Here is a 23,847-nt window from a genome sequence, read left to right as displayed (position 1 = left end):
GCCCCGTGGTCGGTTTTCAGGGTGTCGGCACGAAAACCACACCCCCGGATGTTCCTGTTCTTGTGAGAATTCCTGTTTTGCGTGAATATGCTAGGCATGCCTCAGGTTGTGTCGGCCCTGAATTGCAAAGGCATATGTCCCGGAGGTATCGTGCTGAGTTTTATTTGTCAGACGTTCATCATTTTTTCCGGGATCCTTTCCTGCTTCATCCGGTCGATACGGCTTGGCGCCGCGGGCCCGCTGTCGCTGGTCTGTGTCGTCTGCCTCCTCCTTCCCGGGGCGGTCCTGGCCCAGGACCCTGGCGGCACGGTTGGCGATGACCCCGATTTCGACGGCTGGGGCTTTTACTGTGACTACTTTGGTTCGGCCCCTGGTCCCGGCGAGACGGTTCGGAACGTTCTGGCGATCCGTGACAACTGCGCGCCAGACGGAGCAGGGTTCGATCTTGTCGCCGAATTTACCCCCAGCGGTTATCTTGTGGGCTACCGGGTGGCCAATATCACCATCGGTGACGGTGAGGTACTGCCCTACGAGGATCCGAATACCGGAAACTCAGTCGAAAGCGTATGCCCCGATATGAGTATGCAGGCCCGGGGCTATTACTATCCTGATAAATACTCTTTGAATGTCGGTTGCGAATTTCAATTGAACTTTGAGATCGAGGGACCAGACGGGAAAACGGACTACTATTACCTCTCGGGGCAGATCACGGCAACGTGGGTTCAACGATATGTGCTGAATTATTCGACGTCGGGCCAGATTGTCCGGGTCAGGGGGGCAACGGAGTCGCAGGCGGACCCGATGCCCGCGCTGACCACGCGGTTCATGCGGCAGCGAGCCGATACCCTGCTGTCGAGCCAGCCGGACCTGGCGCCGCTGCTGCGCGGGGACCGGCGGGCCCGGCACCGGCTGGACTATTCCGATGGTGTCGGTTCGTTCGATCTGCGCCTTGGCGAAGAGGGCCCGGTCTGGGCCGATCTGAACCTGGCCTGGTCCACGCGCGAGGGGGCGGAACTGTCCTATGCCTTCGGGGCGCTGGGGGGGCATGTGGCGCTTGGCGAGCGGACGATCCTTGGCGCGATGCTGCAGCTGGATCATGCCCGGATGGACGATCCCTATGCCGATATCGAGGGGCAGGGCTGGCTGGTGGGGCCCTACATGGTCCACCGTGCCGCCGCGGCCCCGGTCTTCCTTGAGGCCCGCCTGCTTTACGGCCGCAGCAGCAACGACATCCACATGGAGAATATCGGCCGGCAGAGCTTTGAGACCGAGCGCTGGCTGGCGGCGCTGAAACTGTCGGGCGAGGTCCGGCGCGGGGCGACGACCTGGACCCCGCTGGTCGAGCTGGCCTACACCGAGGACCGGCACGACGGTTTCGTCGACCTGGTCGGTTACGAGGTTCCGGTGCAGAGCGTGGCGCTTGGCGAATTGACCTTCGGCCTCGGGGTGGTGCATGCACTGACCTCGGTGGATCACCTTACCGGAGGGCTGAGCTGGATCGGCAGCCACGAGCGGACCGACGCAGGGATCGCGGCGCTGAACCGGGACGACACCTCGGGCCGCGGCCGGATCGAGCTTGGCTGGGAACACCGCCCGGACGCGGGTCCGGCACTGTCGGTCTCGGGCTACTGGGATGGTATCGGGCGCAGCGGCTACGATGTTCAGGGGGTCTCGGTCCGGCTGTTTCAGAACTTCTGATGGGGCAGTGTCAGAAGAACTTGGCTTGCTGCAGGGCAGGGGCTGGCTAGCGTTTCGGGATGGCAAAACGCGACCTGTTCAAGTGCTTCAAACCAAGCCCGGAGATCATCCGGCTGGCCGTGATGCTCTACATTCGGTTTCCGCTTTCGCTACGGAATGTCGAGGATCTGCTGCACGAGCGAAGCATCGAGATCGGCCACGAAATCGTCCGGTTTTGGTGGCGCAGATTCGGGCCGATGTTCGCGTCTGAAATTAGAAAACGGCGGATCGAGGCTATGCGTTCAAGCCGTTGGCGAAGGCATCTCGACGAGATCTTCGAGAAGATCAACGGTGAGAGGCATTGTCTTTGGCGGGCCGTCGATCACGAGGGCGAGGTGCTGGAACGCTTCGCGACAAAGAAGCGGGACAAGAAGGCCGCTTTGAAATTCCTCAAGAAAGCGGTGAAGAAGCATGGCCGGTCAGATGCCCTGGTGACGGACAAGCTCCGCTCCGACGGCGCCGCTCAGAAGGAAATCGGTGCCGCGGATCGGCAAGATACCGGCGGATGGCCGAGCAATCGCGTGGAGAATTCCCATCTGCCGTGTCGACGACGCGAGCGGACGATGCTCCGGTTCCGGTGCATGCGAAGTCTGCGGATGTTCGCCGCCGTCCATGCCTCCGTCTACAACCATTTCAACCAGGACCGCGGCCTCTCGAGCCGGGACATCTTCAAAGCCAACCGCGCCGCCGCTCTCGCCGAGTGGCGCGGTCTATACGCGGCATAAGGGACAGCCATCCTGCCACAACTGAGACCGGTTCGAATTCGTCTGACACCCCACTACCAAGGCATGTGCCTTGCCGATGCGCAGGAAAAATTGGAAGGTGGGCGCAAAGAATACAATGAGGATCGCCCCCCGCAGCGTGATCGGAAACAACGTCCCGATCGCCATGGATAAACCCGAAGTCGTCACAAGCCTGTCACCGTGTACCGCCAAGTTTTTCCCGTGTCAGGTGGTCCGGCGTTGGGCACAGGTCAATACCCACCGGACACTGCACGCGGCTGGATGAAAAACCAGTGCCCGGTCAAATCAGGAAGGACCCAGTAAGTTGGTTGAATTTCTCAAGCCTCTCGGAGGAAAGTCCCTATCAGCGGCTTTCGGTGCGGTGGTACTGTTGTTGTCTTCTGCGTCCGCCGGTAGCGCCGAAGGGGCGCGTTGCGTCGCCGATCCCGTTGCGGTCATTGCCCGGGCGCCAACAGCGGCAATGGCGACCACACCGCTCCCCGCCGATCTTGCTGCGGATCTTGATGCTGCCGTGAAGAGCGTCCTGCCAAAAGTCGCGGCCCCGGGTATCATCGCAGGTGTGCGCACGCCTGCCGGTTACTGGACTTCGGCATATGGGCTTGCAGATCCCGAAACCGGTAGGCCGATGGAAGTCGGTATGTTCACTCGCATCGGTTCGGTCACGAAGACATTCACCGGAACTCTTCTGATGCAGCTTGTCGAGAGCGGCGCGGTCTCGCTCGACGATACGATCGGGCAATATGTCGACGATATCCCGAACGGTGACAGGATCACGCTTCGGCAATTGGCAAATATGACGAGTGGCGTGCAGAGTTACACAAATCTCGACAGTTTCCAGGATCAACTTTTTGCTCAGCCCGGCAGGGTCTTTTCGACAGACGAGCTATTGGGCCTTGCAATCCCCAGGTCGCCGGCCTTCGAACCCGGTGAGCGCTTTGATTACTCCAATAGCAACTTCGTTTTGCTGGGACTGGTTATCGAGAAGGTAAGCGGAAAGTCTCTTGCCGAAAACTACCAGACGGGAATCTTCGCCCCATTGGGAATCGAAAATACCTTTTCTCCCGGAGCTAACCCCGATCTGCCCGATCCACATCCCCAAGGCTACACATTGCAGGGTATTGTGGATCACCCGAAAGTCGCAACTAACGCGACGAACTGGAACCCCTCATGGAGCTGGGCGACCGGGCATCTTGTATCCACGGTCGATGACCTGCTGACTTTTGGACGCGCGCTCGGGACAGGGCAGGGACTACTGGGCACCGATGCTCAGATGACGCGTCTGAATGCTTTCCCAAAGCCATTGGGCTACGGAATTGCCCTGGGTTGCGTGGATGGGTGGATCGGCCACGACGGGTCTGAGCCGGGCTATACGACCACACTCTTTTACGACACGACCAGTGACACGACCGTTGTCGTTCAAGCCAACAGTGACATTTTTTCCGGGGACTGCGAAGATCAGGCTGTACTGCCTGACAATTCGACTGAATTTACCTGCAATTCGCCAGCGCTGCGCGTGTTCAGTGCTTTGTCGGATGCTCTGGGTCACGAGTATGCTGGTCACGACTAGGCTCAGGATCTGTAATTTGCGGAGCTTTGCGGTGTTTCCCTTGAGGGTTTCAAGGATCTGTCCGCACTGATTGCTTTGAGGCGATCGTTTTGTATCGGGTTTCACAAGGCCGAACGTTGCAGTGAACCGCCCCGGGTTTACCGGAGATTTTCTGGTTCAATTATTAGGCAGCTTTTTCAGGAGCGTTCAAGCTTTCGTAGAATGCCTCCTCTGCTTCTCGCGGGGTGAGGTATCCGATGGCGCAGGGCTGCGCGCTTCGGAGGTATGCCGCCTCAAGGTAACAGACATCGACAGCGATCGGGTGCTGATCCATGTCAATGAAGGCAAGGGCGGACGTGATCGCAAGGCGATGCTGTCGCCCAACCTGCTTGCGTTGTTGCGCGACTATTGGCGCGTGTCCCGCCCCGAGGGCTGGCTGTTCCCGGGCAAACCCAAGATCAAGCCGTTGTCGCCGCGACAGTTGAACCGGGCGTTCACCTCGGCCAAGCAGATGGCCGGCATCAAGAAAGCTGCAACGCTGCACACGCTCCGCCACAGCTTCGCGACGCATCTTTTGGAGGCGAACACGGATGTCCGGGTCATCCAAGTTTTGCTCGGGCATGCCAAGCTGACCACGACGGCGCGCTACGCCCACGTGGCCACCAAGACGATCCGCAGCACGGTCAGCCCGTCTGAACAGATCAAGCTGTTGCAAGACAAGACCCTCCGCCGAGGGTTGGAATAACGCTCGGGGGCCGTGTCCCGAGCCAAGCTGGCGATTGCTGACATCTTTCGCGCCCACGGCCCCGCGTGGCGGCGGATCAATGCGAGGCATGTCAGCCTGGCGCAGCTGAAGGTGATGTCGGCAATTGAAACCTGTCGAACCGAGGCGCTCGGCGGGCATGTGACGGGCTGCACCAAATGCGGCCACCACCGCATTGCGTATAATTCCTGCAAGAACCGGCACTGCCCGAAGTGTCAGGGGCCAACGGCACGTGACTGGATGGAGGCGCGCGCCGAGGACATGTTGCCCGTCGAGTATTTCCATGTCGTCTTCACGCTGCCAGCAGAGATTGCCCGGATCGCCTATTGGAACAAGCGGGCCGTCTATGGGTTGTTGTTCAAATCTTCGGCGCAACCGGTGATGACCATCGTCGCCGATCCCAGGCGCATGGGCGCGCGGGTCGGCATGACCAGCGTGTTACTCACCTGGGGATCGGCCCTGACGCATCACCCGCATGTCCACATGATCGTTCCCGGTGGCGGCCTGTCGCCGGGCGGGAGCCGCTGGATCGCCTGCCACCCCGGCTTCTTCCTACATGCGCGGGTCCTGTCCCGGCTGTTCCGGCGCCTTTTTCTGGAAGGGCTGATGGACCTGCACTGCGCGGGCAAACTCGCCTTCTTCGGCGATCTTGAAGAGCTGGCTGAGGCCGGTGCTTTCGCTGCTTGGCTCGCCCGGTTCCGCAAATCCGAATGGGTGGTCTACGCCAAACCGCCCTTCGGTGGCCCCGAGGCGGTGCTGGCCTACCTGAGCCGCTATACCCACCGGGTGGCGATCGCGAACGCCCGCCTGGTTAGCGCCGATGCCAATACCGTGGCCTTCCGCTGGAAGGATTGGAGCTGTCGCCCTTGATGGATCGGCGTCTCTACCAAGCCCTATCAACGACGTCCGGCCAACCAAGTTTTAAGATCCCTTTGCGCGGCTTCGAGTGTCTCGATGTTGATGGTGCGCGTTGCCAGAGCGCGGTTCAGCGCACGCACGCGCTTGTTCAGCGTCAGGTGCTCATCGAGGTCCGAAGATACTCCCAGCTTGTCGTAAAGCGATAAAAGGCGATTCTGGACTGTCCGGAGCGACATGCCGCGCCGTTCCGCGATCGACTTGTCCTGCAGCCCCAGCGCGAGATCGATCAAGACGTCGAACTCGCTGTCGTCGAGCCGCGTGCGCGGCGCGGTGCCGCGTTTCTGCAGACGGTGGATTTCGCGATCCACGATAATCTGCGCTTCGACCAGCACGGCGCGCAGCGCCAGCTTGAGACGGTCACGCGACGCCGTCTTGAGGACATAGCCATAGGCGCTCTCCTCGGGCACGACCTGGGCGATCCCGCGCAGATAGGCGTCGTCGGCGTAGTTGGACCAGAACAGGATGCGGCTCTGCGGCCGTTCGGCCCAGATCGTGCGCGCCGCCTCGATGCCGTTGCGGTGTTCCATCTGCAGGTCCATCACGATGGCCTCGATTTCCCCCTGCCGGGCCTCTTCTTCACCGGCCGCTCCATCGGCGGCATGAAAGATCTCTGTCACCTCGGGCAGAGCCTCGGCCAGCGCCTCCTGAAGATAGGTCGCGTGAAACTGGTCGTCCTCGACGATGAGCACCTTCATGACCGATCACCCAGCATGACCCGAAGCGCGCAGCCGTTGTCGTTCAGGACATCAAGTTCGGCCGAGATCAGCCGCGCCCGCGTCCGCATGTGGGCAAGGCCGGAGTTCCGCCGCACCTCTGCCGGAATGCCGCAACCGTCGTCGCGCACTGTCATTGCAAGGCCGGACCGCGCCATAGGGGCTATCCTGACCTCGATGCGGCGGGCCCCGGAATGGCGCGCGGCGTTGTTGATGGCTTCTTGCGCGATGCGGAAGAGGGCGGTCCGCACGGTCGGGTTCAGCCGGTCCGGCGCGCCATCCGTCTCGTCTATCACCTCGACCTCGACGGGCGCGGAACCGACCGCGCGTTCGAGATGCACTTGCACCGCATGCAGGAACCCGAAAAGCTCCAGAAGGCTGGGGACAGCCGTGTCGATGATCCGACGCAGATCCCCGATCGTTTCCGAGATCCGGCTCGCCAGGTGATCCCGACCGGGCGGCGCGTCTCCGGTGACTTCCCGCAACAGCCTGGTCAGATCGGCAAGGGTCTGGTCGTGCAGGTCCATCCCGATGCGCTGGCGTTCCCGTTCAAGCGTCTGCGTCAGGTCCAGTGCACCGCGGCGCAGACCCTCTTCCCGCGCCTTGGCTTCCTGCCCGACCTGCGCCGCCCGTTGCGCCAGTTCCGCGGTGTGCAAGGCGTGGAAATAGGGCGACAGGACATCGGCCACATGCTGGGCGCGCTGCACCGTCTCGCCGTTGTAGATGCCGGGCGTGGAATGCGAAATGTTCAGCGTCCCAATGGGCTGGCCCATGACCTTCATCAGGACATGCACGCGCGAGCGCAGCGCGTGGTTGAAGATAGGTTCCGAGCATGACCCCTCGAAGGTCTGGCGAGGATCCTGCATGGCATCCTCGCACAGCATGAAATCGCAATGCCCGTTGATCAGGTCCCGGATCGGCGAGACATCGACCCGCGTGCGTGCCCGCGACCACCGCGTCTGGATGCCGACCTCGTAACTCGACAGCCAGCCCGGACGATCATTCAGGCACAGGTCAGCGTGCGTAAAGGGAATGACCTCCGCGATCTCGTTGGCCACCGCTTCGAGCGCCGAGGCAATATCGGTCCGTTCTGCCAGATGCGCCGAAATGCGCAGGAAGACGTCGCCCTTGTCTGGCGCCTGCAAGGCGTTGGTCATCGTCTCCTCCGGTCGCGCAATGCACGTTCCCGCAAGCGTTACAGGGAAATCCGGAGAAAGGAACACCGTGAGCCGCAAAATATTTGCGGGAACCCGCAACAGCTTTGCTGGAGGATACCTTTACAGGTGTCGTTTCGGACCGCATCATCACGCCATCCGCGCCCTTTCCAGGCCGGCATACAGCGCAGGACCACTGTGCGACAGGGAGGAAAAACATGACACTTTCGAAGATGCTGCTGAGTGCGGCGGGCCTTGCGCTTTCTGCGGGACTGGCCCAGGCCGAGTCCCACATGTCCGAAACCGCCGACAAGCGCATCGCGCTGTCCAACAACTATGCCGGCAATTCCTGGCGGCAGGCGATGCTGCAGACATGGCAGGAAATCGGCGCGCAGGCAGTTGCAGATGGCATTGTCGCCGCCGCGGACGCCTATACCACCTCCGAGAACCAGCCCACCGAGCAGGCCGCGCAAATCCAGAACCTGATTCTGCAGGGCTATGACGCCATCGTGCTGAATGCCGCGTCGCCCACCGCCCTGAACGGGGCCGTCAAGGAAGCCTGCGATGCCGGCGTGATCGTCGTCAGCTTTGACGGGATCGTGACCGAGCCCTGCGCCTGGCGGATCGCGGTGGATTTCGCGGCGATGGGTCGGGAAGAAGTGGACTACCTCGCTTCGCGCCTGCCCGATGGTGGCAACCTGCTTGAAATTCGCGGCCTCGCCGGGGTGTTTGTTGATGACGAGATCAGCAAAGGCATCCACGAGGGTGTCGAGGTACACGATCAGTTCAAGATCGTCGGCTCGGTTCACGGCGACTGGGCCCAGGATGTCTCGCAAAAGGCTGTTGCGGGAATCCTGCCGTCTCTGCCCGATGTGGTCGGGGTCGTGACGCAGGGTGGCGATGGCTACGGGGCGGCGCAGGCCTTCAAGGCTGCCGGCCGCGACACGCCGCTGATCGTTCTGGGCAATCGTCAGGACGAGTTGCAATGGTGGGCCGATCAACGAGACGCCACCGGATACGAGACGTTGTCGCTGTCAATCGCGCCGGGCGTGGCGTCGCTGGCGCTCTGGGTCGCACAGCAGATCCTTGCCGGCGAAGAGGTGCCAAAGGATCTGACAGTTCCCTTCCTGAAGATCACGCAGGACAATCTTGACGATGCCCTGGCCACCACCTCCGAGGGGTCTGTCGCCAACGTGACCTACTCGCTGGAAGACGCCCAGCAGGTCATCTCCGACGCCAAGTGATCCTTTGATCCTCACCGGCGGGGCGCCCAGACGGCAGCCCGCCGAACCTCATCCCATCAATGGAGCGCTCATGAACGATCATGAGAGAGCGCCCCTCGTGTCGCTGACGGACGCGGCCCGGCATTTCGGGCCCGTTCGCGCGCTCGACGGGGTGACCCTGTCCGTCGCCCCGGGCGATTGCGTCGGGCTGGTCGGCCACAACGGCGCCGGCAAGTCGACATTGGTAAACCTGGTAAACGGCGGCCTGGCACCGTCGTCCGGTACAGTTGGGTTCGCCACGGGCGGCAGCGCGCTGGAGGCGGGCGTGCGGTCGGTCTTCCAGGAACTGTCGCTTTGCCCCAACCTGACGGTGGCCGAGAACCTGCGCATCTCTCACAGCGCGCTGAAGGGGCCGAACTGGCGCCGGCCGGCCCGGGAGGAAATCGGCCAGAGCCTCGACACGATCTTTCCCGGCCACGGCATCGACCCGAACGCAGAGGTCGACACGCTGTCCATCGCGGAGCGGCAGATGGTCGAGATCGCCATCGGGTTTGCCCCGCGCGGCAGCGAGGCGCGGCTGGTCATCCTGGACGAGCCGACCTCGTCGCTGGACGCCGGCATCGCCGATCAGTTGCTGGCCCATGTAAAACGCTTTTGCGCCTCGGGTGGCGCGGTGATCTTTATCTCGCACATGATGGGCGAGGTATTCCAGGTCGCCACCCGCATTGTTGTTTTGAAGGACGGAAAGGTCGTGGCCGAGCGCCCGACCGAAGACTTCACCCGTCAGGGTCTGGTGGATGCCATGGGCCACGTCACAGCCGACACGGCGGAAACCACCGGGACCGCGCGTGATTTCGGGAAGGAGGTCGTGCGCACCGACCAGGGCCTGACCGCCCGCAAAGGCGAGATCGTGGGCCTGTCGGGCCTGGCCGGTCACGGGCAGGCGGCGGCGCTGGCGCGGCTTTACCTCTCGCGCTCGTCAGCGTGGCGGGCGGGCAAAGCCCCCGAGGTGGTGTTTGTCGCCGGAGACCGGCAACGCGACGGGGTTTTGCCACTCTGGTCGATCCTGCGCAACATCTCGGTCTCGATCCTGCCGCAGGGTGCCCGGCGTGGGCTGGTGGACCGCGAGGGTGAGGCCCGGGTGGCGCAGGACTGGAAAACCCGCATCGGCATCCGCACCGACGACGTCGCAAACCCGATCCTGTCGCTGTCGGGCGGCAACCAGCAGAAAGTTCTCTTTGCCCGTGCATTGGCTTCATCGGCACCGGTCGTTATCATGGACGACCCGATGCGCGGCGTGGACGTGGGCACCAAGCAGGACGTCTATGCCATGATCCGCGCCGAGGCCGCCCGCGGGCGTACCTTCCTGTGGTACTCGACCGAAACCGAAGAGGTCTGCCAGTGCGACCGGGTCTTCGTCTTCCGCAACCACGAGATCAGCGCCGAACTGACCGGCGCGGAAATCACCGAAGAGAAGATCCTCGAAGCCTCTTTCGAGATGCAGGAGGCGTCATGACTTTCCTTGCCCGCCACCGGATCATTCTTCCGGTGGTCTCGCTTGCCGTATTGCTGGCCGCGACGTTCTACATGCAACCGCGTGCGATGAGCTATTTCGGGTTGAACCTGCTGTTCAACCTCGCGGTGCCGATCGCGCTGGCAACCATCGCGCAGATGATGATCATCATGGTCAACGACATCGACCTGTCTCTGGGCGCCTTCGTCAGCCTTGCGGCCTGTGTCACGGCGACCTTCCTGAACGATGCGCCGATGCTGGGGCTGCTGATCCTGCTGGCCCTGGTCCTGTCCTACGCTGTGCTGGGGGCCGTCATCCACGCGCTAGAGCTGCCCGCCATCGTGGTGACGCTGGGCATGTCCTTTGTCTGGGGCGGGATCGCGCTGTTCATCCTGCCTTCGCCCGGCGGCGCCGCGCCCGGCTGGCTGCGCACGCTGATGACGGTCAAGCCGCCGTTTGCGCCGATGGCCGTCGTCGCCGCGGTGATCATCGCCGCCGTCACCCATCTGCTGATCATGCGCTCTGGCATCGGGACGGTGCTGCGAGGCGTGGGCGGCAACGCGCGCTCGGTCGCGCGGGCGGGCTGGTCGGTGATCCGGCTCAAGGCACTGGCCTACGGGCTGGCGGGCCTCTTTGGCGTGCTTGCGGGCATGGCGCTGGTGGGTCTTGCCACCTCGGCTGACGCCAACATCGCGCTGCGCTACACGCTTTTGTCCATCGCGGGCGTGATCCTGGGCGGTGGCGAGTTCACCGGCGGCAAGGTCAGCCCGACCGGCGCGGTGATCGGGGCCTTCACCCTGACACTGGCGGCGAGCTTTCTGTCCTTCATGCGCCTCTCGCCGGACTGGCAGATCGGCGCACAAGGCGCGATCCTGATTCTCGTGCTGACCGCCCGGCTGATCTTTCGCCAGAAGGGGAGTGAGGCATGAGCGTTCTGAGCAGGCCCTGGCTCTGGTCCTGGCTGGCTGCGGCGGCGGCCTTCTCGCTGACCCTCGGCCTCACCTCGGGGCGGGGCGCCGGAGAGCTGGGGTACGCCGCATTGTCCTTCGGCGCCTTCGCAGCCATCGTCGGGCTGGGGCAGATGCTGGTGATCACCCTGGGACCCGGCAACGTCGACCTGTCGATCCCGGCCACCATGACCCTGGCTGCCACCCTGGCGCTGAAGGCGATGGGCAGCGATCCCGGCACAGCCTTTCTCGGCCTTGTCATCGCACTGGCGGTCGGTTTCGGCACGGGGGTGGCAAATTACGCGCTGATCTTCCTGTTGCGTCTGCCGCCGATCATCGCGACGCTGGCGGCCTCGCTGATCTACCAATCGCTGGCGATCTGGTCGAACCGGGGTCTGCGGATCAAGCCGCCCTCCGGGCTGGCGGATTTTGCCACCGGACGTTTTCTGGGCCTGCCCAACGTGGCCTGGGTCGGCTTGGCCCTGGCCATCCTTGTCTGGATCGTGCTGGAACGCTCTGTCTGGGGGCGGTGGCTGCTGGCCACGGGGCAAAACCTGCGCGTGGCGCGGCTGGCGGGCGTGCCGGTCGAACTGGTGCGCGCGTCCACCTATATCTCTGTCGCCGTGTTCGCGTCGCTGGCGGGTTACCTGCTGGCCAGCTTTTCGGGCGGGGCAGCGCTGAACATGGGGCAGGAGTACCTGCTGATGTCCATTGCCGTCGTCGTGATCGGTGGCAGTTCCATCGCCGGGGGTAACTCCAACGTGCCGGGCGTCTGGGGCGCCGCGTTGTTCATGTTCCTCGTGGTCTCGATGCTGAACAGCTACGGGGCAGGGGCGGGCGTGCGCAACGTGCTGACCGGGACCATCATTATCGCCATCGTGATCGCCGCCAGCTCAAGGAGGGCCCGGACATGATTACACTGCCGCCGCACCTGGAAATCCATGATGACCGGTTCGCCGCGCTGGTCCATCCCATGTCGCAGCTGGAGGTGATCGCCGAAGGTTTCACCTGGACCGAAGGGCCGGTCTGGTTCGGGGATCACGACTGCCTGCTGTTCTCGGATATCCCGAGCCAGCGGATCATGCGCTGGTCCGAACATGAGGGGCTTTCGGTATTTCGCACCGGGTCCGGGTTCAACAACGGCAACACGCGGGATCGCCAGGGGCGGTTGGTAGGCTGCCGTCATGGCATGCGCGACGTGGTCCGGACCGAGATCGACGGGTCACTGACCGTTCTCGCCGACAGGTTTGACGGCAAACGGCTCAATTCGCCCAATGATGTTGTCGTCAGTTCGGACGGGGCTGTCTGGTTCACCGATCCGACCTACGGCATCATTTCGAATTTCGAGGGCTATCGCAGTGATCCCGAACAATCCGGCCGCAACGTATTCCGCATGTCGCCCGGCGGCGAGCTGAGCGCCGTCGTCACCGATTTCAGCCAACCGAACGGCCTGTGCTTCTCGCCGGACGAAAAGACGCTCTATATCGCCGAAAGCGGATCGAGCCACGACGACTCGGTGCCTTCCGTCATTCGCCGTTTTGCCGTCGAAGGTGGCGACCTGCGCGACACCGGCATCTTTGCCGAGATCGACGACGGCCTGCCGGATGGGATGCGCTGCGATGCCATGGGCAACCTGTGGTCCTCGGCAGCAGACGGTGTGCATTGTTTTGATAGCGAGGGCACTCGGCTGGGCAAGATCCTGGTTCCACAGGTCGTTTCGAATCTGTGTTTCGGAGGACGCGATGGGCACAGGATGTTCATTACCGCCACCACGTCCGTCTATCGCGTCTTCGTGGACGTGCGCGGTGCCGAGCCTTGGACGCTCGGGAAGCAATAGCAGATCTCGATCCCTTTTGGGGACAGGTTGCACTCCAGCGGGGGTGGGTCCTTTTCGGCAAGGGGATGAGCCAGTATCCGAGCTTTTGATGTAACGGACCGGCCAGCGTTCTCAATTCCTTACAGGGAAGAGAAGGTTCGACGGGTGTCCCGTTCCCTCCGCCACCCACACATTTTTTCTGATGGCAGGAAACAGCGTACAGTGACCGAGGGTCCTGCAAACGCGGGGTTCTTTCTTTGTCCGGGGTTTCTCGGGATCTTGTTCGTTTTCGCCTGTGTGCTTCCCTTGCGTGGTCGGAATGGTGGTAAGACGGCGGCGCTGGGCGGCAAGCTGACAAGGCGACTGGTGGAGAACCTGGGGCCGGGGCGGCATGGCGACGGTGCGGGCCTTTACCTGGTGGTCGACCCGTCAGGCGCGCGGCGTTGGGTCGCGCGGGTCACAGTGAAGGGACAGAAGAACCGCAAGGGCGCGCCACTGCGCACGGATTTCGGGCTGGGCTGGGCCGATGTGGTGACCCTCAATCAGGCGCGCAAGTGGGCGCTGGAGTATCGGCGCATGGCAAATGTGGTGCTAGCCGCGCACCCGAGCGATGCTGTCGAGCTCATGGCCAACGCGCTGTCCTGACAGCGAGGTGTCCACGTCCGCGGCCAGGCATTCCCGGGTGTAGCTCTTCTCTGTCCTGGCCCAGTCCACTGCTCGTCGCCTTGCACCGGGCTTCAGACGTTTTTTTCCCGGCATCACCTTGAGCGTGGCCACATCCAGCATCTGCTCCGCGAGCATCTTCTTGAGCTGCGCGTTCTCAGCCTCCAAGGCCTTAGGCCGTTTGGCCTCCGACACTTGCATGCCTCCAGACTTCGAGCGCCACTTGTAAAACGTGCCATCGCCGATGCCATGCTTCCGGCAGAGCTCCCTGGCGCCTATCCCGGCTTGGTTCTCCTTCAAGATGCCAATGACCTGCTCTTCGCTGGAACGGCTTTTCCGCATCGTCTGTCTCCTCGTTTGGAGAACAGGCTAACCTCAAACCGCAGACGTTTCAGGGGACCGCGTCAGAGGCGCCCTACCGCTTGCCGGATCTCGGAGCGAAGCTCGGCTTCTTCGAGGCCGTATTCCTCTGCCGCTTCGGCCACCGTGTGGAACGGTGCAACGGGGCAGCCGGGGCACAGCATCTGTCGAGAAAGAAAGGGCGCAGCTGCAGAAGGCCAGAAGACGAACAATTTTTCCAGCGTCAGCTCCGGGTCGTCGATGTCGGGGCGTCGCATGAACGGATCTCCTTTTGCTGCTGCGACCCTGCCACCCTCTTTCCGCGTGGTCTTTGCGATTTCGCAACAAGCCCCGGCAAGGCCCCGGCTATTCGTATCGTGTTCGAAACGAAAACCGGAACGCGAAAGATGTCAGAGATCTTCACCAAGTCGCGGGCCAGGAACGTGTTCTACGGGGGATCGATCTTCTTCGTTGCCGTGTTCGTGGCCCTGACGGCGCAAAGCCACCTCCATATCACCCGAACCGCGACGGCGGGCATGCCGCTGACCGACGAGGTCCGCCTTGGCAAACATGTGTGGGAACGGAATTCCTGCATCAATTGCCACACGCTACATGGCGAAGGCGCGTATTTCGCCCCCGAGGTCGGCAATGTGATGACCCGCTGGGGCGTCATGGACGATCCCGAAGGCGCTTACGAGATGCTGGATGCCTGGATGGCCGCGCAGCCCTCGGGGATCGAGGGGCGCCGGCAGATGCCGCATTTCGAGATCACAGAGGAGGAGATGCGGGCCCTGTCCGAATTCCTCCGCTGGGCCGATCAGACCGACACCCAGAACTGGCCGCCGAACGACGCCGGCTGACCCCTTCGCAAGGAGAAAACCATGAAATACCAATCGCAAAGGGTGGCCTACTGGTACTTTCTGGCCGCCATGACCCTGTTCGGCATCCAGGTGCTGGGCGGGCTGCTCGCAGGCTGGGTCTATGTCTCGCCGAACTTTCTGGCCGAGATCCTGCCTTTCAATGTCATCCGCATGATCCATACCAATTCGCTGATCGTCTGGTTGCTGCTCGGCTTCTTCGGCGCGGCCTATTACCTTGTCCCGGAAGAGGCCGAGCGCGAGGTGTTCTCGGTCAAGCTGGCCTATCTTCAGTTGATCATCCTGCTGGTGGGCACACTGGGCGCGGTGGGCAGCTATCTCGTCGGCATCCACGGCGGACGCGAGTTCCTGGAACAGCCCCTTTGGGTCAAGTTCGGCATCCTCGTCGCGGCGGTGATCTTCCTGGTGAACATCTCGCTGACGGTTCTGGCGGGCAGGAAGACGGCGATCACCAACATCCTGCTCATGGGGCTGTGGCTCTTGTGCCTGCTGTGGGTCTTTGCCTTCATCAACCCCGACAACCTGAGCCTCGACAAGATGTACTGGTGGATGGTCGTGCACCTGTGGGTCGAGGCGACCTGGGAACTGGTCATGGCCGCGATCCTCGGCTACCTGATGCTGAAGCTGACGGGCGTCGATCGCGAAGTGGTCGAGAAATGGCTCTATGTCATTGTCGCCACGGCGCTTTTCTCGGGCATTCTCGGCACCGGGCACCACTTCTACTGGATCGGCACGCCGGGTTACTGGCAGTGGATCGGGTCGATCTTCTCGACGTTCGAAGTGATCCCCTTCTTTGCCATGATGTCCTTTGCCTTCGTCATGGTCTGGAAAGGCCGCAAGAACCACCCGAACAAGGCCGCGCTGCTGTGGTCGCTGGGGGCATCGACCGTGGCGTTCTTCGGGGCGGGCGTCTGGGGCTTCCTGCACACGCTGCACGGGGTGAACTTCTATACCCACGGCACGCAGATCACCGCCGCGCACGGGCACCTGGCCTTCTACGGCGCCTATGTGGCCCTGAACCTTGCCATGTTCAGCTATGCCATGCCGGTCTTGAGGGAACGCGCGCCTTACAACCAGGTGCTGAACATGGCCTCGTTCTGGCTGATGACGGGGGGCATGGCCTTCATGACCTTCGTGCTGACCTTTGCCGGAACCATCCAGACGCACATGCAGCGGATCGTCGGCGAATACTACATGGTCGTGCAGGACCAGCTTGGCCTCTTCTACCTGATGCGCTTCGGCGCGGGGGCCGCGGTGGTGCTCGGCGCGCTTCTCTTCATCTATAGCCAGTTCGTGGTGCGCCGCGAGGTGGTGAAACCCGGCCCCGTGGCCGTTCCGGGAGAATGATCCGATGAAAGATCTCCAAGACTCCGGCCTGCCCTTCTACACGCCGCACACCGATGAATGCACGGTGTTCAAGACCGCCCATGCCAAAGGCCTGCCCCTTCTTCTGAAGGGGCCCACCGGCTGCGGAAAGACGCGCTTTGTCGAACACATGGCGGCGCGGCTGGGACTGCCGCTCCACACCGTCGCCTGCCATGACGACCTCAGCGCTGCCGACCTGATCGGGCGCTACCTGCTCAAGGGCGGCGAAACGGTCTGGGTCGACGGGCCGCTGACGCGCGCGGTGCGCGAGGGCGGCATCTGCTATCTCGACGAAGTGGTGGAGGCGCGCAAGGATGTGACCGTGGTGCTGCACCCCCTGACCGATGACCGGCGCCGGCTGGTCATCGACCGGACGGGCGAAGAGTTGCAGGCGCCGCCCAGCTTCATGCTGGTGGCCAGCTACAACCCCGGCTACCAGACCGTCCTGAAAAAGCTGAAACCCTCGACCCGGCAGCGGTTCCTCTCCATCGGCTTCGACTTTCCCGAACCGGGCATCGAGACGCAGGTGGTCGCCGCCGAAACCGGCCTGGACACGATGCGCGCGGGCGCGCTGGTCCGGCTGGCGGGCCATGTCCGGCACCTGTCGGGCATGGACCTGGAGGAAGGGGTGTCGACACGCCTGCTGATCTATGCGGGCACCCTGATCCAGGGCGGAATGCAGGTCGAACGCGCCATCGAGGCGGCGATTGTCGAGCCGCTGAGCGACGAGCCCGAGGTGCAGCAGGCGCTGCGCGACCTCGCGGCCAGCGTTTACGGGTGATGCCATGATGCACCCGCTCGACTTTCTCGAACCGGAGGAGGCCATCGGCACCCTCTGGCACGACATGGCGACACGGCTGGGCCGGGCGGAGGCAGATGCCTCCGCCGGGGTCCCGCTGGAGGCGGTCCGGGCCTCGGCGGCGGCGCTGTTCCGCGCGCTTGGCGGTCCGGCGGGGGTCGAGATCACCGCCGCGCCCGCCCGCGCCTCGGGCCATCGCACCGGCCGGCTGCGCCGCATCGGGACGCCGCGCGAGATGCTGCATGTCGCCGATTACGACGGCGACCGTCTGCGCCTGCCGCCGGTGATGGACGTCTTTCCGGAGACCGAGTTGAACCGGCGCGCCTATCTCTGGCTGGCGGCGGTCGCGGCCTTCGTCGAACCTCCGGCACCAACGACCGACGCGCTGGCCGCCGACCGGGCCGAGATCGCGGCCAATGCCGCCGCCGCCGACCGGGCCTGGGCGGCCTGCCCGGGGCTGCGCGGGGCCTATGGCCTGATGTGCGCCCATATCGTCGGGGCGCGCGCCCGCAGCGGCCTGCCGCGCTGCGAAACCGGGGTCGAACGTCTGGTGCTCGACCAGCTTTCCGGGCATTCGCGGGCCGAGGAATGCCTCGACTGCCCCGCCCCGCGCGGCTACCGCCCCTATGCGCCCGTGCCGATCTGGCTGCGGCTATCCGCCCGCTCCACGGGCAAAGGCGCCGCCGCCGACCCGTCGGAGGCGCCGCAGGCTCTGCTGGCCCTGCCGTCGCGCAAGACCGGCAAACGCGAAGACCGCGCGCAGGCCGACCGGCGCGACAGTTTCATCGTCCACCGGTTCGAGGCACTGCTGTCCTGGGCCGAGAGCCTCAACATCAACCGCATGGTCGATGACGATGACCAGGACAACGCGGCCAAGGCCGCAGAGGACCACGACGAGATCGTCCTGTCAGAGAACGGCAAGCGTGCGGCGACTCGGCTGCGCCTGTCGCTGGACCTGTCACCGCAGGATGCCGACCACGAGCGGCTGGCCGGCATGCATTGTTACCCGGAATGGAACTGGCGCACCGGAGACTACATGCCGGACCATGTGCGCGTGCTGGAGGCAGAGGCGACGCCGGCCTGCGATTTCACGCCGGATGCGCGGCTGGTGTCGCGCGTGCGCAGGCAATTCGCCCCGCTTCACCCGCGCCGCGTGGTGCTGCCGCGCCAGATCGACGGCGACGACCTGGACCTGGACGCGCTTGTCGCGCGCGAAACGGATCTGCGTTCGGGGCATGATGCCTCTGACCGGGTCTGGCAGGCGTCGCGGCCGATGGCGCGGGATCTGTCCGTGGCCCTCTTGATGGATTGTTCCCGCTCGACAGAGGCCGTGGTCGGTGACCGCGCCGTGATCGATACCGCCAAGGACGCGGTGGCGGCGCTGGCCGCAGGTATCGACACGGCGGGGGACCGGTTGGCGATCTGGGGCTTTGCCTCGCTCCGCCGCGACCGCGTCTTCCTGCACCGTTGCAAACACTTCGAGGAAAGCATGGGCCCGGATGTCACCGCGCGTATCGGCGGGCTGAGGCCCGGCCACTACACCCGTCTCGGCGCCGCGATCCGCCATGCCTCGGCGCAACTGGCCGGGGAGGGGGCGACCCGGCGTCTGCTTCTTGTGCTGACCGACGGCAAGCCCAACGACCTGGATCATTACGAGGGCCAGCACGGTATCGAAGACAGCCGCATGGCCGTCCGCGAAGCGCGCGCCCTGGGCCATGCCGTGCATGGCGTTGTCATCGACCAGGACGGACAGGATTGGTTTGCCAGGATTTTTGGCCGGGCAGGTCATACCCTTCTGCCTGATCCGGCGCGGCTGCCGCGCGCCTTGCCCGAAATCTACCAATCCCTGACGATGGAGGCGTGACATGCGCTATTTCCTGCCCTTCCTGCTGTTCCCGGTCCCGGCTTTTGCCTTTGACCGCCCGATCCCCCAACCGCAGACGGAGACCGCCGAATTCTGGTTCCTCGTCGCATCGGTCGCGCTGATCGCGGCGCTGGCGGCGGTTCACTGGTTGGTTGCGCGGCGATGAAACCGGGTTGCATGCTGGTCGCCGCGCTTTATCCCTTTGGCATGGGCGCGGTTGCGGTGAACCTGTTCTTTGCCTCGCTGATCGGGTCCTGGGTCGGCCTTCCGGTCCTGACACCTTGGCAGGCGGTCTTTTGGGGTGTGCCTCTGGGGCTGCCCGTGGCATGGGCCTTTGCCGTGCATATCGAGCGATTGAAAGCGGAGGCGGATGGATGAGCGGCTGGACGGAGTTCGCCCTGGCAATGACGGCCTTCGTCGGCAGCCATTTCCTGCCCCGCCTATGGGGCTTGCGCGAAAAGCTGATCGGCAGTTTGGGTCGGCGCATCTACTTCAGCCTCTACGGCCTGCTGTCGCTTGCCATCCTTGCATGGGTCATCGGGGCAGCAGGGCGCGCGCCCTATGTCGAACTCTGGCCGCAGACGGGGTGGGGCCGTTGGGTGCCGAATATCGCGATGCCCGTGGCGCTGGTCCTGACCGCACTGGGCGTCGGTATCCGGCAACCGCATACGCTCGGGGCCAGGCGCGGCGCGGATTTCAATGCAGAGGCACCCGGCCTTGCAGCCGTCACGCGCCACCCGTTGCTGTTGGCGCTGGCGCTTTGGTCGCTGGCGCATCTCTTTCCGAACGGCGATCTGGCGCATGTCATGCTGTTCGGTGGCTTTGCCGCGCTGTCCCTGGCGGCGATCCCCTTGTTCGATGCGCGGGCGCGCAGGGATGAGGGCAAGGAGTTCTTCGACGTTACGGCCATCCTGTCGCTGCGACCGCTGTTGCGGGCCGATTGGTGGCGGTCTGCGGGGAAAAGGGCTTTTGTCCGGGTGGCAGGCGCGCTTGTGCTATGGATCGCCTTGCTGCACGCGCATGCGACGTTGTTCGGGGCCGCGCCGTTTCCGGGCTGAACCTTTCGACAGACCCCAGCGTGGTTTGACGATTGCCCTGCGGCTATGACCGGAGCGCCGATCCACCGGTGCCGCTGAGCATGACCAACCGGTGTGGATCGGTCACGACGACATGTTTGCGTGTGGATTTGACAATGCCGTCCTTCTGCCATCCCGACAGCAGCCGGCTGACCGTGTGCAGCGTCGTGCCCGTCATGTCGGAGATGTTCTGGCGCGTCACAGGAAAGGCGATCTCGATGCCCTCTTCGGTCTTGCGCCCGCTCTGGTTCAACATGCGCAACAGCGCAGCCGCGACCCGCTGCTCGACGGCCTTTGTGGCCATCTCGGTCAGGGTTTCCTGGATTTCGCCAAGGCGACGGCCGAGCGTCTTGTAGCTTTCCGAGGCAAAGCCCGGGTAGGTCTCGGTGAAACCGTCCCATAGCCGCGTCGGCCAGCGCAGCGCGATGCATTCCGCCGCCGCGACGGCGGTTGCCGGATAGGTCTCGCGCTGCAGCGCCTTCGCGATCCCGAACAACTGGCCTGGGGCGACGTGCAGCACGATGATCTGCTCGCCCCCTTCGGTCGACCGGACCACGCGGATATGCCCATCCAGCAGCAGGTAGAAATGGTCCGCATCGAAGCCTTCACGGAAGATCGCCGCGCCCTCGTCAAAGCGCAGGGACGTGGCATGATCGAGGATCCGCCGGACCTGCGGGCGGTCAAGCTGGCTGAACGGGGGCAGGCCGGTCAGCAGGCTTTCGTCGAGCTTGGGCAAGAAAGCACCGGGAGTTTGTGAAAGGGCAACGTTCGAGAGGTCGCGGTATCGCATATCGGGGGCAACCGACACAACCGGATAGACAGAAAGGACGATCCGATGCTGAAAACCCTGACCCTCGCCGCAAGCCTGGCCCTGACCGCGGGCCTCGCCCATGCCTCTGACGGCGCGGTGCACGAGATCCAGATGCTCAACAAGGGCGCTGACGGCGCGATGGTGTTCGAACCTGCCTTCGTCCAGGCGGATCCGGGCGATGTCATTCGATTTGTGCCCACCGACAAGGGGCACAATGTCGAGGCCATCGACGGCATGCTGCCAGAGGGCGTGAAGGGCTTCAAATCGAAGTTCAACAAGCCTTTCGACCTGAGTGTCGAGGCCGAAGGCGTCTACGGAGTCAAGTGCACGCCGCACTACGCGATGGGGATGGTTGCGCTGATCCAGGTCGGCGACGCCGTCAATCTCGACGCGGCGCAGGCGGTCAAGCAGCGCGGCCAGGCCGCCAAGCGCTTTGGCCCGCTGTTCGAGCAGGTGCAGTAAGTCCCTTCGACTGATCCTGCCAAGGCGGGGCGGCGCCATGCCTGGCGCCGCCCCTTCGTCATCCCCAGGAGGCTCAACAATGCCCAGGCAATCCGACTACGCGGGTCCCGCGCTCTTTTCCTACGGGTTTCGCCCCTTCTTTCTTGCCGCGACCCTGTTCGGCCTCGGTGTCGTCCCGATCTGGCTGTTGGTCTGGCGTGGCGTTCTGATGCCGTCGGGGCCGTTCGCGCCGGTGGACTGGCATGTGCACGAGATGATCTTTGGCTATGGCGCGGCAGTCGTGGCGGGGTTTCTGTTCACCGCCGTGCCGAACTGGACCGGGCGCATGCCAACACGCGGTTGGCCGTTGATGGCCCTCCTGGCCGTCTGGGTGGCGGGTCGGCTGGCCATGACCGGGTTGGGCGGGCTGGGGCCGGTTGCGGTCATGGGGATCGACATCGTGTTCCTTCTGGCAGTTGCCGCGATGATCGCGCGCGAGATCGTGGCGGGAAAGAACTGGCGCAATCTCAAGGTGCTGGTGCCGGTTTCGATGCTTGCGGTCGCGAACGCGAGCTTTCACCTGGAGGCGATGACGCAAGGCAGCGCACCCACGTCGCAGCGTTTCGGCATCGCCGTTCTGGTCTTTCTGATCATGCTGATCGGCGGCCGCATCGTGCCCAGCTTTACCCGCAACTGGCTGGCGCAGAGCGGTTCGACCAGCCGCCCGGTGCCGTTCGGGCGCTTTGACATGCTGACGCTTGCCGTATCCGTTCCGGCGCTGGGGCTGTGGGTGACCGCGCCCTTGACCGCGCCGGCCGGCGTGGCCTTGGCGGTTTGCGCCGCGCTGCACCTGGTTCGGATGCTGCGCTGGGTGGGCATGCTGACGCTTGGGTCGCCGTTGTTGACGATGTTGCACGCAGCCTATGCCTTTGTCCCGCTGGGGCTGTTCGGCGCGGCACTTGCGGCCTTTGGCATGGCAGGCCCCGCTGCGGGCGCGCATCTGCTGGGCATCGGCGCCGTCGGGGGCATGACCCTTGCGGTCATGATGCGCGCCACGATGGGCCATACCGGGCGCGACCTGGTCTCGGGGAGGGCGCTCAACCTCGGGTTCCTTGCCATCACCGGGGCCGCCCTGGTGCGCGTCGCGGGCGTGTCCGAGGTCGTTCCCGGGCTGGATGGCATCCATTTGTCCGCCGCGCTGTGGACGTTTGGGTTCCTGCTGATCGTTCGCCGGCTGCTGCCCTGGCTGGTGGGGCCGCGTGTCGCGACACGCAAACCGTCGACCGTGCAGCAACGTGCATGAGGGCCCGAATTTTTCTCTTACGCTCAGAAGGTTGCGAAACCGCAACGTTTGTCTCGGCCCGTCGGCATACTCTTGGACCAGACAGCATCGTCTACACGAAAGGAGAGAAAGATGCTTACCCGAAGAGCCACCCTGCTGGGCCTGTCCGGAGCTGCGGCGACCCCGTTCCTCGCGAAGACGGCAGATGCCAGGCAGGCGCTCACCCCCGCCGCGGCGAAGACGGACCTGTCGCGCCTGACGCGGATCAAGCGCGACCTCGTCGCGCCCCCCTTCGTTCACGAACACGAACAGGTCGCACCCGGCGCACCGCGGATCGTCGAATTCACCATGACGATCGAGGAAAAGGAAATGCAAGTCGACAGCGGGGCCTGGGTGCAGGCCATGACGTTCAACGGCTCCATGCCGGGACCGCTGATGGTGGTGCATGAAGGCGACTATGTCGAGCTGACGCTCATCAATCCCGGCACCAACATGATGCCGCACAACATCGACTTTCACTCGTCCACCGGTGCGTTGGGCGGCGGTGCGCTGACCCATGTGGCACCGGGCGAGATGACCGTTCTGCGGTGGAAGGCGACGCGCCCGGGGACCTTTGTTTACCACTGCGCGCCCGGTGGCCCCATGATCCCCTGGCATGTCGTCTCCGGCATGAACGGCGCCATCATGGTCCTGCCGCGCAACGGGCTCACCGATCACAACGGCGACCCCGTGCGATACGACCGCGTCTACTATATCGGTGAGCAGGATCTCTATATCCCGAAGGACGCGGACGGCAATTACAAGCGCTTCTCCGATCTGGCCGAAAGCTATCCCGAGAGCGAGGCGGTGATGAATGGCCTGATCCCGACCCATGTCGTGTTCAACGGCAGGGTGGGGGCGCTGACCGGCGACAACGCGATGACCGCGAACGTCGGTGAAAAGGTGTTGTTCGTCCACAGCCAGGCCAACCGGGACTCGCGCCCGCACCTGATTGGCGGGCATGGCGACCTTGTCTGGGAAGAGGGCAAGTTCAACAACGCCCCGCTGCGCGACCTGGAAACATGGTTCATTCGCGGCGGCTCTGCCGCGGCGGCGCTCTACGGGTTCCTTCAGCCCGGCGTCTACGCCTATGTGAACCACAACCTGATCGAGGCGGTGAACCTTGGCGCCACCGCCCATGTGAAAGTCGAGGGCGCATGGGACAACGACCTGATGGAGCAGGTCGTGGCCCCGACCGCCATCGTCACCTGAAGGCA

The 23,847-nt window shown here is 63.9% G+C and carries 23 protein-coding genes and 3 pseudogenes; 21 read left to right on the top strand and 5 right to left on the bottom strand.

What is annotated here, in order from left to right; genetic code table 11:
• Positions 1 to 150: 150 nt before the first annotated feature.
• The 5 genes and pseudogenes from BLQ71_RS08235 to BLQ71_RS08215 all read left to right on the top strand — a co-directional run.
• A complete protein-coding gene (locus BLQ71_RS08235) occupies positions 151 to 1,698 on the top strand; it encodes an autotransporter domain-containing protein (RefSeq protein ID WP_074621363.1) in 1,548 nt (515 codons plus the stop codon).
• A gap of 59 nt (positions 1,699 to 1,757) precedes the next feature.
• Complete coding sequence (locus BLQ71_RS08230) at positions 1,758 to 2,462, top strand: IS6 family transposase (protein ID WP_074621362.1); 705 nt, start codon at positions 1,758 to 1,760, stop codon at positions 2,460 to 2,462.
• 322 nt (positions 2,463 to 2,784) lie between these two features.
• Positions 2,785 to 4,047, top strand: coding sequence for a serine hydrolase domain-containing protein (locus BLQ71_RS08225; protein WP_229754936.1), 1,263 nt, complete (start codon positions 2,785 to 2,787; stop codon positions 4,045 to 4,047).
• Between the two features lie 229 nt (positions 4,048 to 4,276).
• Positions 4,277 to 4,771, top strand: a pseudogene (locus BLQ71_RS08220) (tyrosine-type recombinase/integrase); the annotation flags it as partial.
• Positions 4,772 to 4,783: 12 nt separating this feature from the next.
• Positions 4,784 to 5,653, top strand: a pseudogene (locus BLQ71_RS08215) (IS91 family transposase); the annotation flags it as partial.
• A 32-nt stretch (positions 5,654 to 5,685) separates the two neighbouring features.
• Here BLQ71_RS08215 and BLQ71_RS08210 read toward each other — a convergent pair.
• Together BLQ71_RS08210 and BLQ71_RS08205 are read right to left on the bottom strand one after the other, a co-directional pair.
• Positions 5,686 to 6,402 (bottom strand): response regulator transcription factor, encoded by a 717-nt coding sequence (locus BLQ71_RS08210; RefSeq protein WP_074621361.1) that lies wholly within the window; start codon positions 6,400 to 6,402, stop codon positions 5,686 to 5,688.
• Positions 6,399 to 7,577 carry a sensor histidine kinase gene (locus BLQ71_RS08205; RefSeq protein WP_074621360.1) on the bottom strand — a complete coding sequence of 393 codons (1,179 nt, stop codon included), beginning with the start codon at positions 7,575 to 7,577 and terminating at the stop codon, positions 6,399 to 6,401. The genes BLQ71_RS08210 and BLQ71_RS08205 overlap by 4 nt, the downstream gene beginning before the upstream one ends.
• A 215-nt stretch (positions 7,578 to 7,792) precedes the next feature.
• On the opposite strand from BLQ71_RS08205, the gene BLQ71_RS08200 reads away from it, so the two are divergent.
• From BLQ71_RS08200 to BLQ71_RS08175, 6 genes are all read left to right on the top strand, one after another.
• On the top strand, positions 7,793 to 8,818 hold the full coding sequence (locus tag BLQ71_RS08200; protein WP_074621359.1) for an ABC transporter substrate-binding protein: 1,026 nt from the start codon (positions 7,793 to 7,795) through the stop codon (positions 8,816 to 8,818).
• Positions 8,819 to 8,888: 70 nt separating this feature from the next.
• A complete protein-coding gene (locus BLQ71_RS08195) occupies positions 8,889 to 10,313 on the top strand; it encodes a sugar ABC transporter ATP-binding protein (RefSeq protein ID WP_074621358.1) in 1,425 nt (474 codons plus the stop codon).
• Positions 10,310 to 11,239 carry an ABC transporter permease gene (locus BLQ71_RS08190; protein WP_043145529.1) on the top strand — a complete coding sequence of 310 codons (930 nt, stop codon included), beginning with the start codon at positions 10,310 to 10,312 and terminating at the stop codon, positions 11,237 to 11,239. The genes BLQ71_RS08195 and BLQ71_RS08190 overlap by 4 nt, the downstream gene beginning before the upstream one ends.
• A complete protein-coding gene (locus tag BLQ71_RS08185; protein ID WP_074621357.1) occupies positions 11,236 to 12,171 on the top strand; it encodes an ABC transporter permease in 936 nt (311 codons plus the stop codon). The genes BLQ71_RS08190 and BLQ71_RS08185 overlap by 4 nt, the downstream gene beginning before the upstream one ends.
• Positions 12,168 to 13,094 carry an SMP-30/gluconolactonase/LRE family protein gene (locus BLQ71_RS08180; RefSeq protein WP_074621356.1) on the top strand — a complete coding sequence of 309 codons (927 nt, stop codon included), beginning with the start codon at positions 12,168 to 12,170 and terminating at the stop codon, positions 13,092 to 13,094. Before BLQ71_RS08185 ends, BLQ71_RS08180 begins: the two co-directional genes overlap by 4 nt.
• 201 nt (positions 13,095 to 13,295) lie before the next feature.
• A complete protein-coding gene (locus tag BLQ71_RS08175) occupies positions 13,296 to 13,718 on the top strand; it encodes an Arm DNA-binding domain-containing protein (RefSeq protein WP_074621355.1) in 423 nt (140 codons plus the stop codon).
• 66 nt (positions 13,719 to 13,784) lie between these two features.
• Here BLQ71_RS08175 and BLQ71_RS25735 read toward each other — a convergent pair.
• Positions 13,785 to 14,078: pseudogene (locus tag BLQ71_RS25735) on the bottom strand (transposase); the annotation flags it as partial.
• 62 nt (positions 14,079 to 14,140) lie between these two features.
• On the bottom strand, positions 14,141 to 14,353 hold the full coding sequence (locus tag BLQ71_RS08165; protein WP_074621354.1) for a hypothetical protein: 213 nt from the start codon (positions 14,351 to 14,353) through the stop codon (positions 14,141 to 14,143).
• Positions 14,354 to 14,482: 129 nt separating this feature from the next.
• Here BLQ71_RS08165 and BLQ71_RS08160 point away from each other — a divergent pair, with 129 nt between their 5' ends.
• From BLQ71_RS08160 to BLQ71_RS08135, 7 genes are read left to right on the top strand one after another with little or no spacing between them, the layout of a single operon-like run.
• Positions 14,483 to 14,935: a c-type cytochrome gene (locus tag BLQ71_RS08160; RefSeq protein WP_043145525.1), complete on the top strand. Its 453-nt coding sequence runs from the start codon at positions 14,483 to 14,485 to the stop codon at positions 14,933 to 14,935.
• A 21-nt stretch (positions 14,936 to 14,956) separates the two neighbouring features.
• A complete protein-coding gene (locus tag BLQ71_RS08155) occupies positions 14,957 to 16,300 on the top strand; it encodes a cbb3-type cytochrome c oxidase subunit I (RefSeq protein ID WP_074621353.1) in 1,344 nt (447 codons plus the stop codon).
• 4 nt (positions 16,301 to 16,304) lie between these two features.
• The gene (locus BLQ71_RS08150) at positions 16,305 to 17,099 is read left to right on the top strand and encodes a CbbQ/NirQ/NorQ/GpvN family protein (RefSeq protein ID WP_074621352.1); all 795 of its coding nucleotides are present in this window, start codon (positions 16,305 to 16,307) and stop codon (positions 17,097 to 17,099) included.
• Between the two features lie 4 nt (positions 17,100 to 17,103).
• On the top strand, positions 17,104 to 18,981 hold the full coding sequence (locus BLQ71_RS08145) for a nitric oxide reductase activation protein NorD (RefSeq protein WP_074621351.1): 1,878 nt from the start codon (positions 17,104 to 17,106) through the stop codon (positions 18,979 to 18,981).
• A 1-nt stretch (position 18,982) separates the two neighbouring features.
• Positions 18,983 to 19,147: a hypothetical protein gene (locus tag BLQ71_RS26355; RefSeq protein WP_162846287.1), complete on the top strand. Its 165-nt coding sequence runs from the start codon at positions 18,983 to 18,985 to the stop codon at positions 19,145 to 19,147.
• On the top strand, positions 19,144 to 19,359 hold the full coding sequence (locus BLQ71_RS08140) for an NnrT protein (protein WP_074621350.1): 216 nt from the start codon (positions 19,144 to 19,146) through the stop codon (positions 19,357 to 19,359). The genes BLQ71_RS26355 and BLQ71_RS08140 overlap by 4 nt, the downstream gene beginning before the upstream one ends.
• A complete protein-coding gene (locus BLQ71_RS08135) occupies positions 19,356 to 20,039 on the top strand; it encodes an NnrU family protein (RefSeq protein ID WP_074621349.1) in 684 nt (227 codons plus the stop codon). The genes BLQ71_RS08140 and BLQ71_RS08135 overlap by 4 nt, the downstream gene beginning before the upstream one ends.
• Before the next feature lie 43 nt (positions 20,040 to 20,082).
• Here BLQ71_RS08135 and BLQ71_RS08130 read toward each other — a convergent pair whose 3' ends face one another.
• Complete coding sequence (locus tag BLQ71_RS08130) at positions 20,083 to 20,793, bottom strand: Crp/Fnr family transcriptional regulator (protein ID WP_069208484.1); 711 nt, start codon at positions 20,791 to 20,793, stop codon at positions 20,083 to 20,085.
• Positions 20,794 to 20,892: 99 nt separating this feature from the next.
• Between BLQ71_RS08130 and BLQ71_RS08125 the strand changes: the two genes are divergently transcribed.
• From BLQ71_RS08125 to nirK, 3 genes are all read left to right on the top strand, one after another.
• The gene (locus tag BLQ71_RS08125; protein ID WP_043145517.1) at positions 20,893 to 21,330 is read left to right on the top strand and encodes a pseudoazurin; all 438 of its coding nucleotides are present in this window, start codon (positions 20,893 to 20,895) and stop codon (positions 21,328 to 21,330) included.
• A gap of 79 nt (positions 21,331 to 21,409) precedes the next feature.
• Complete coding sequence (locus tag BLQ71_RS08120) at positions 21,410 to 22,612, top strand: NnrS family protein (RefSeq protein WP_074621348.1); 1,203 nt, start codon at positions 21,410 to 21,412, stop codon at positions 22,610 to 22,612.
• A 111-nt stretch (positions 22,613 to 22,723) separates the two neighbouring features.
• Positions 22,724 to 23,842, top strand: coding sequence for a copper-containing nitrite reductase (nirK, locus tag BLQ71_RS08115; protein WP_043145511.1), 1,119 nt, complete (start codon positions 22,724 to 22,726; stop codon positions 23,840 to 23,842).
• Positions 23,843 to 23,847: the final 5 nt, after the last annotated feature.

It is taken from the genome of Antarctobacter albus (assembly GCF_900101505.1).
In the GTDB taxonomy this organism is placed as follows: Bacteria; Pseudomonadota; Alphaproteobacteria; order Rhodobacterales; family Rhodobacteraceae; genus Antarctobacter; species Antarctobacter albus.
This window is presented reverse-complemented; position numbering and strand designations above follow the sequence as displayed.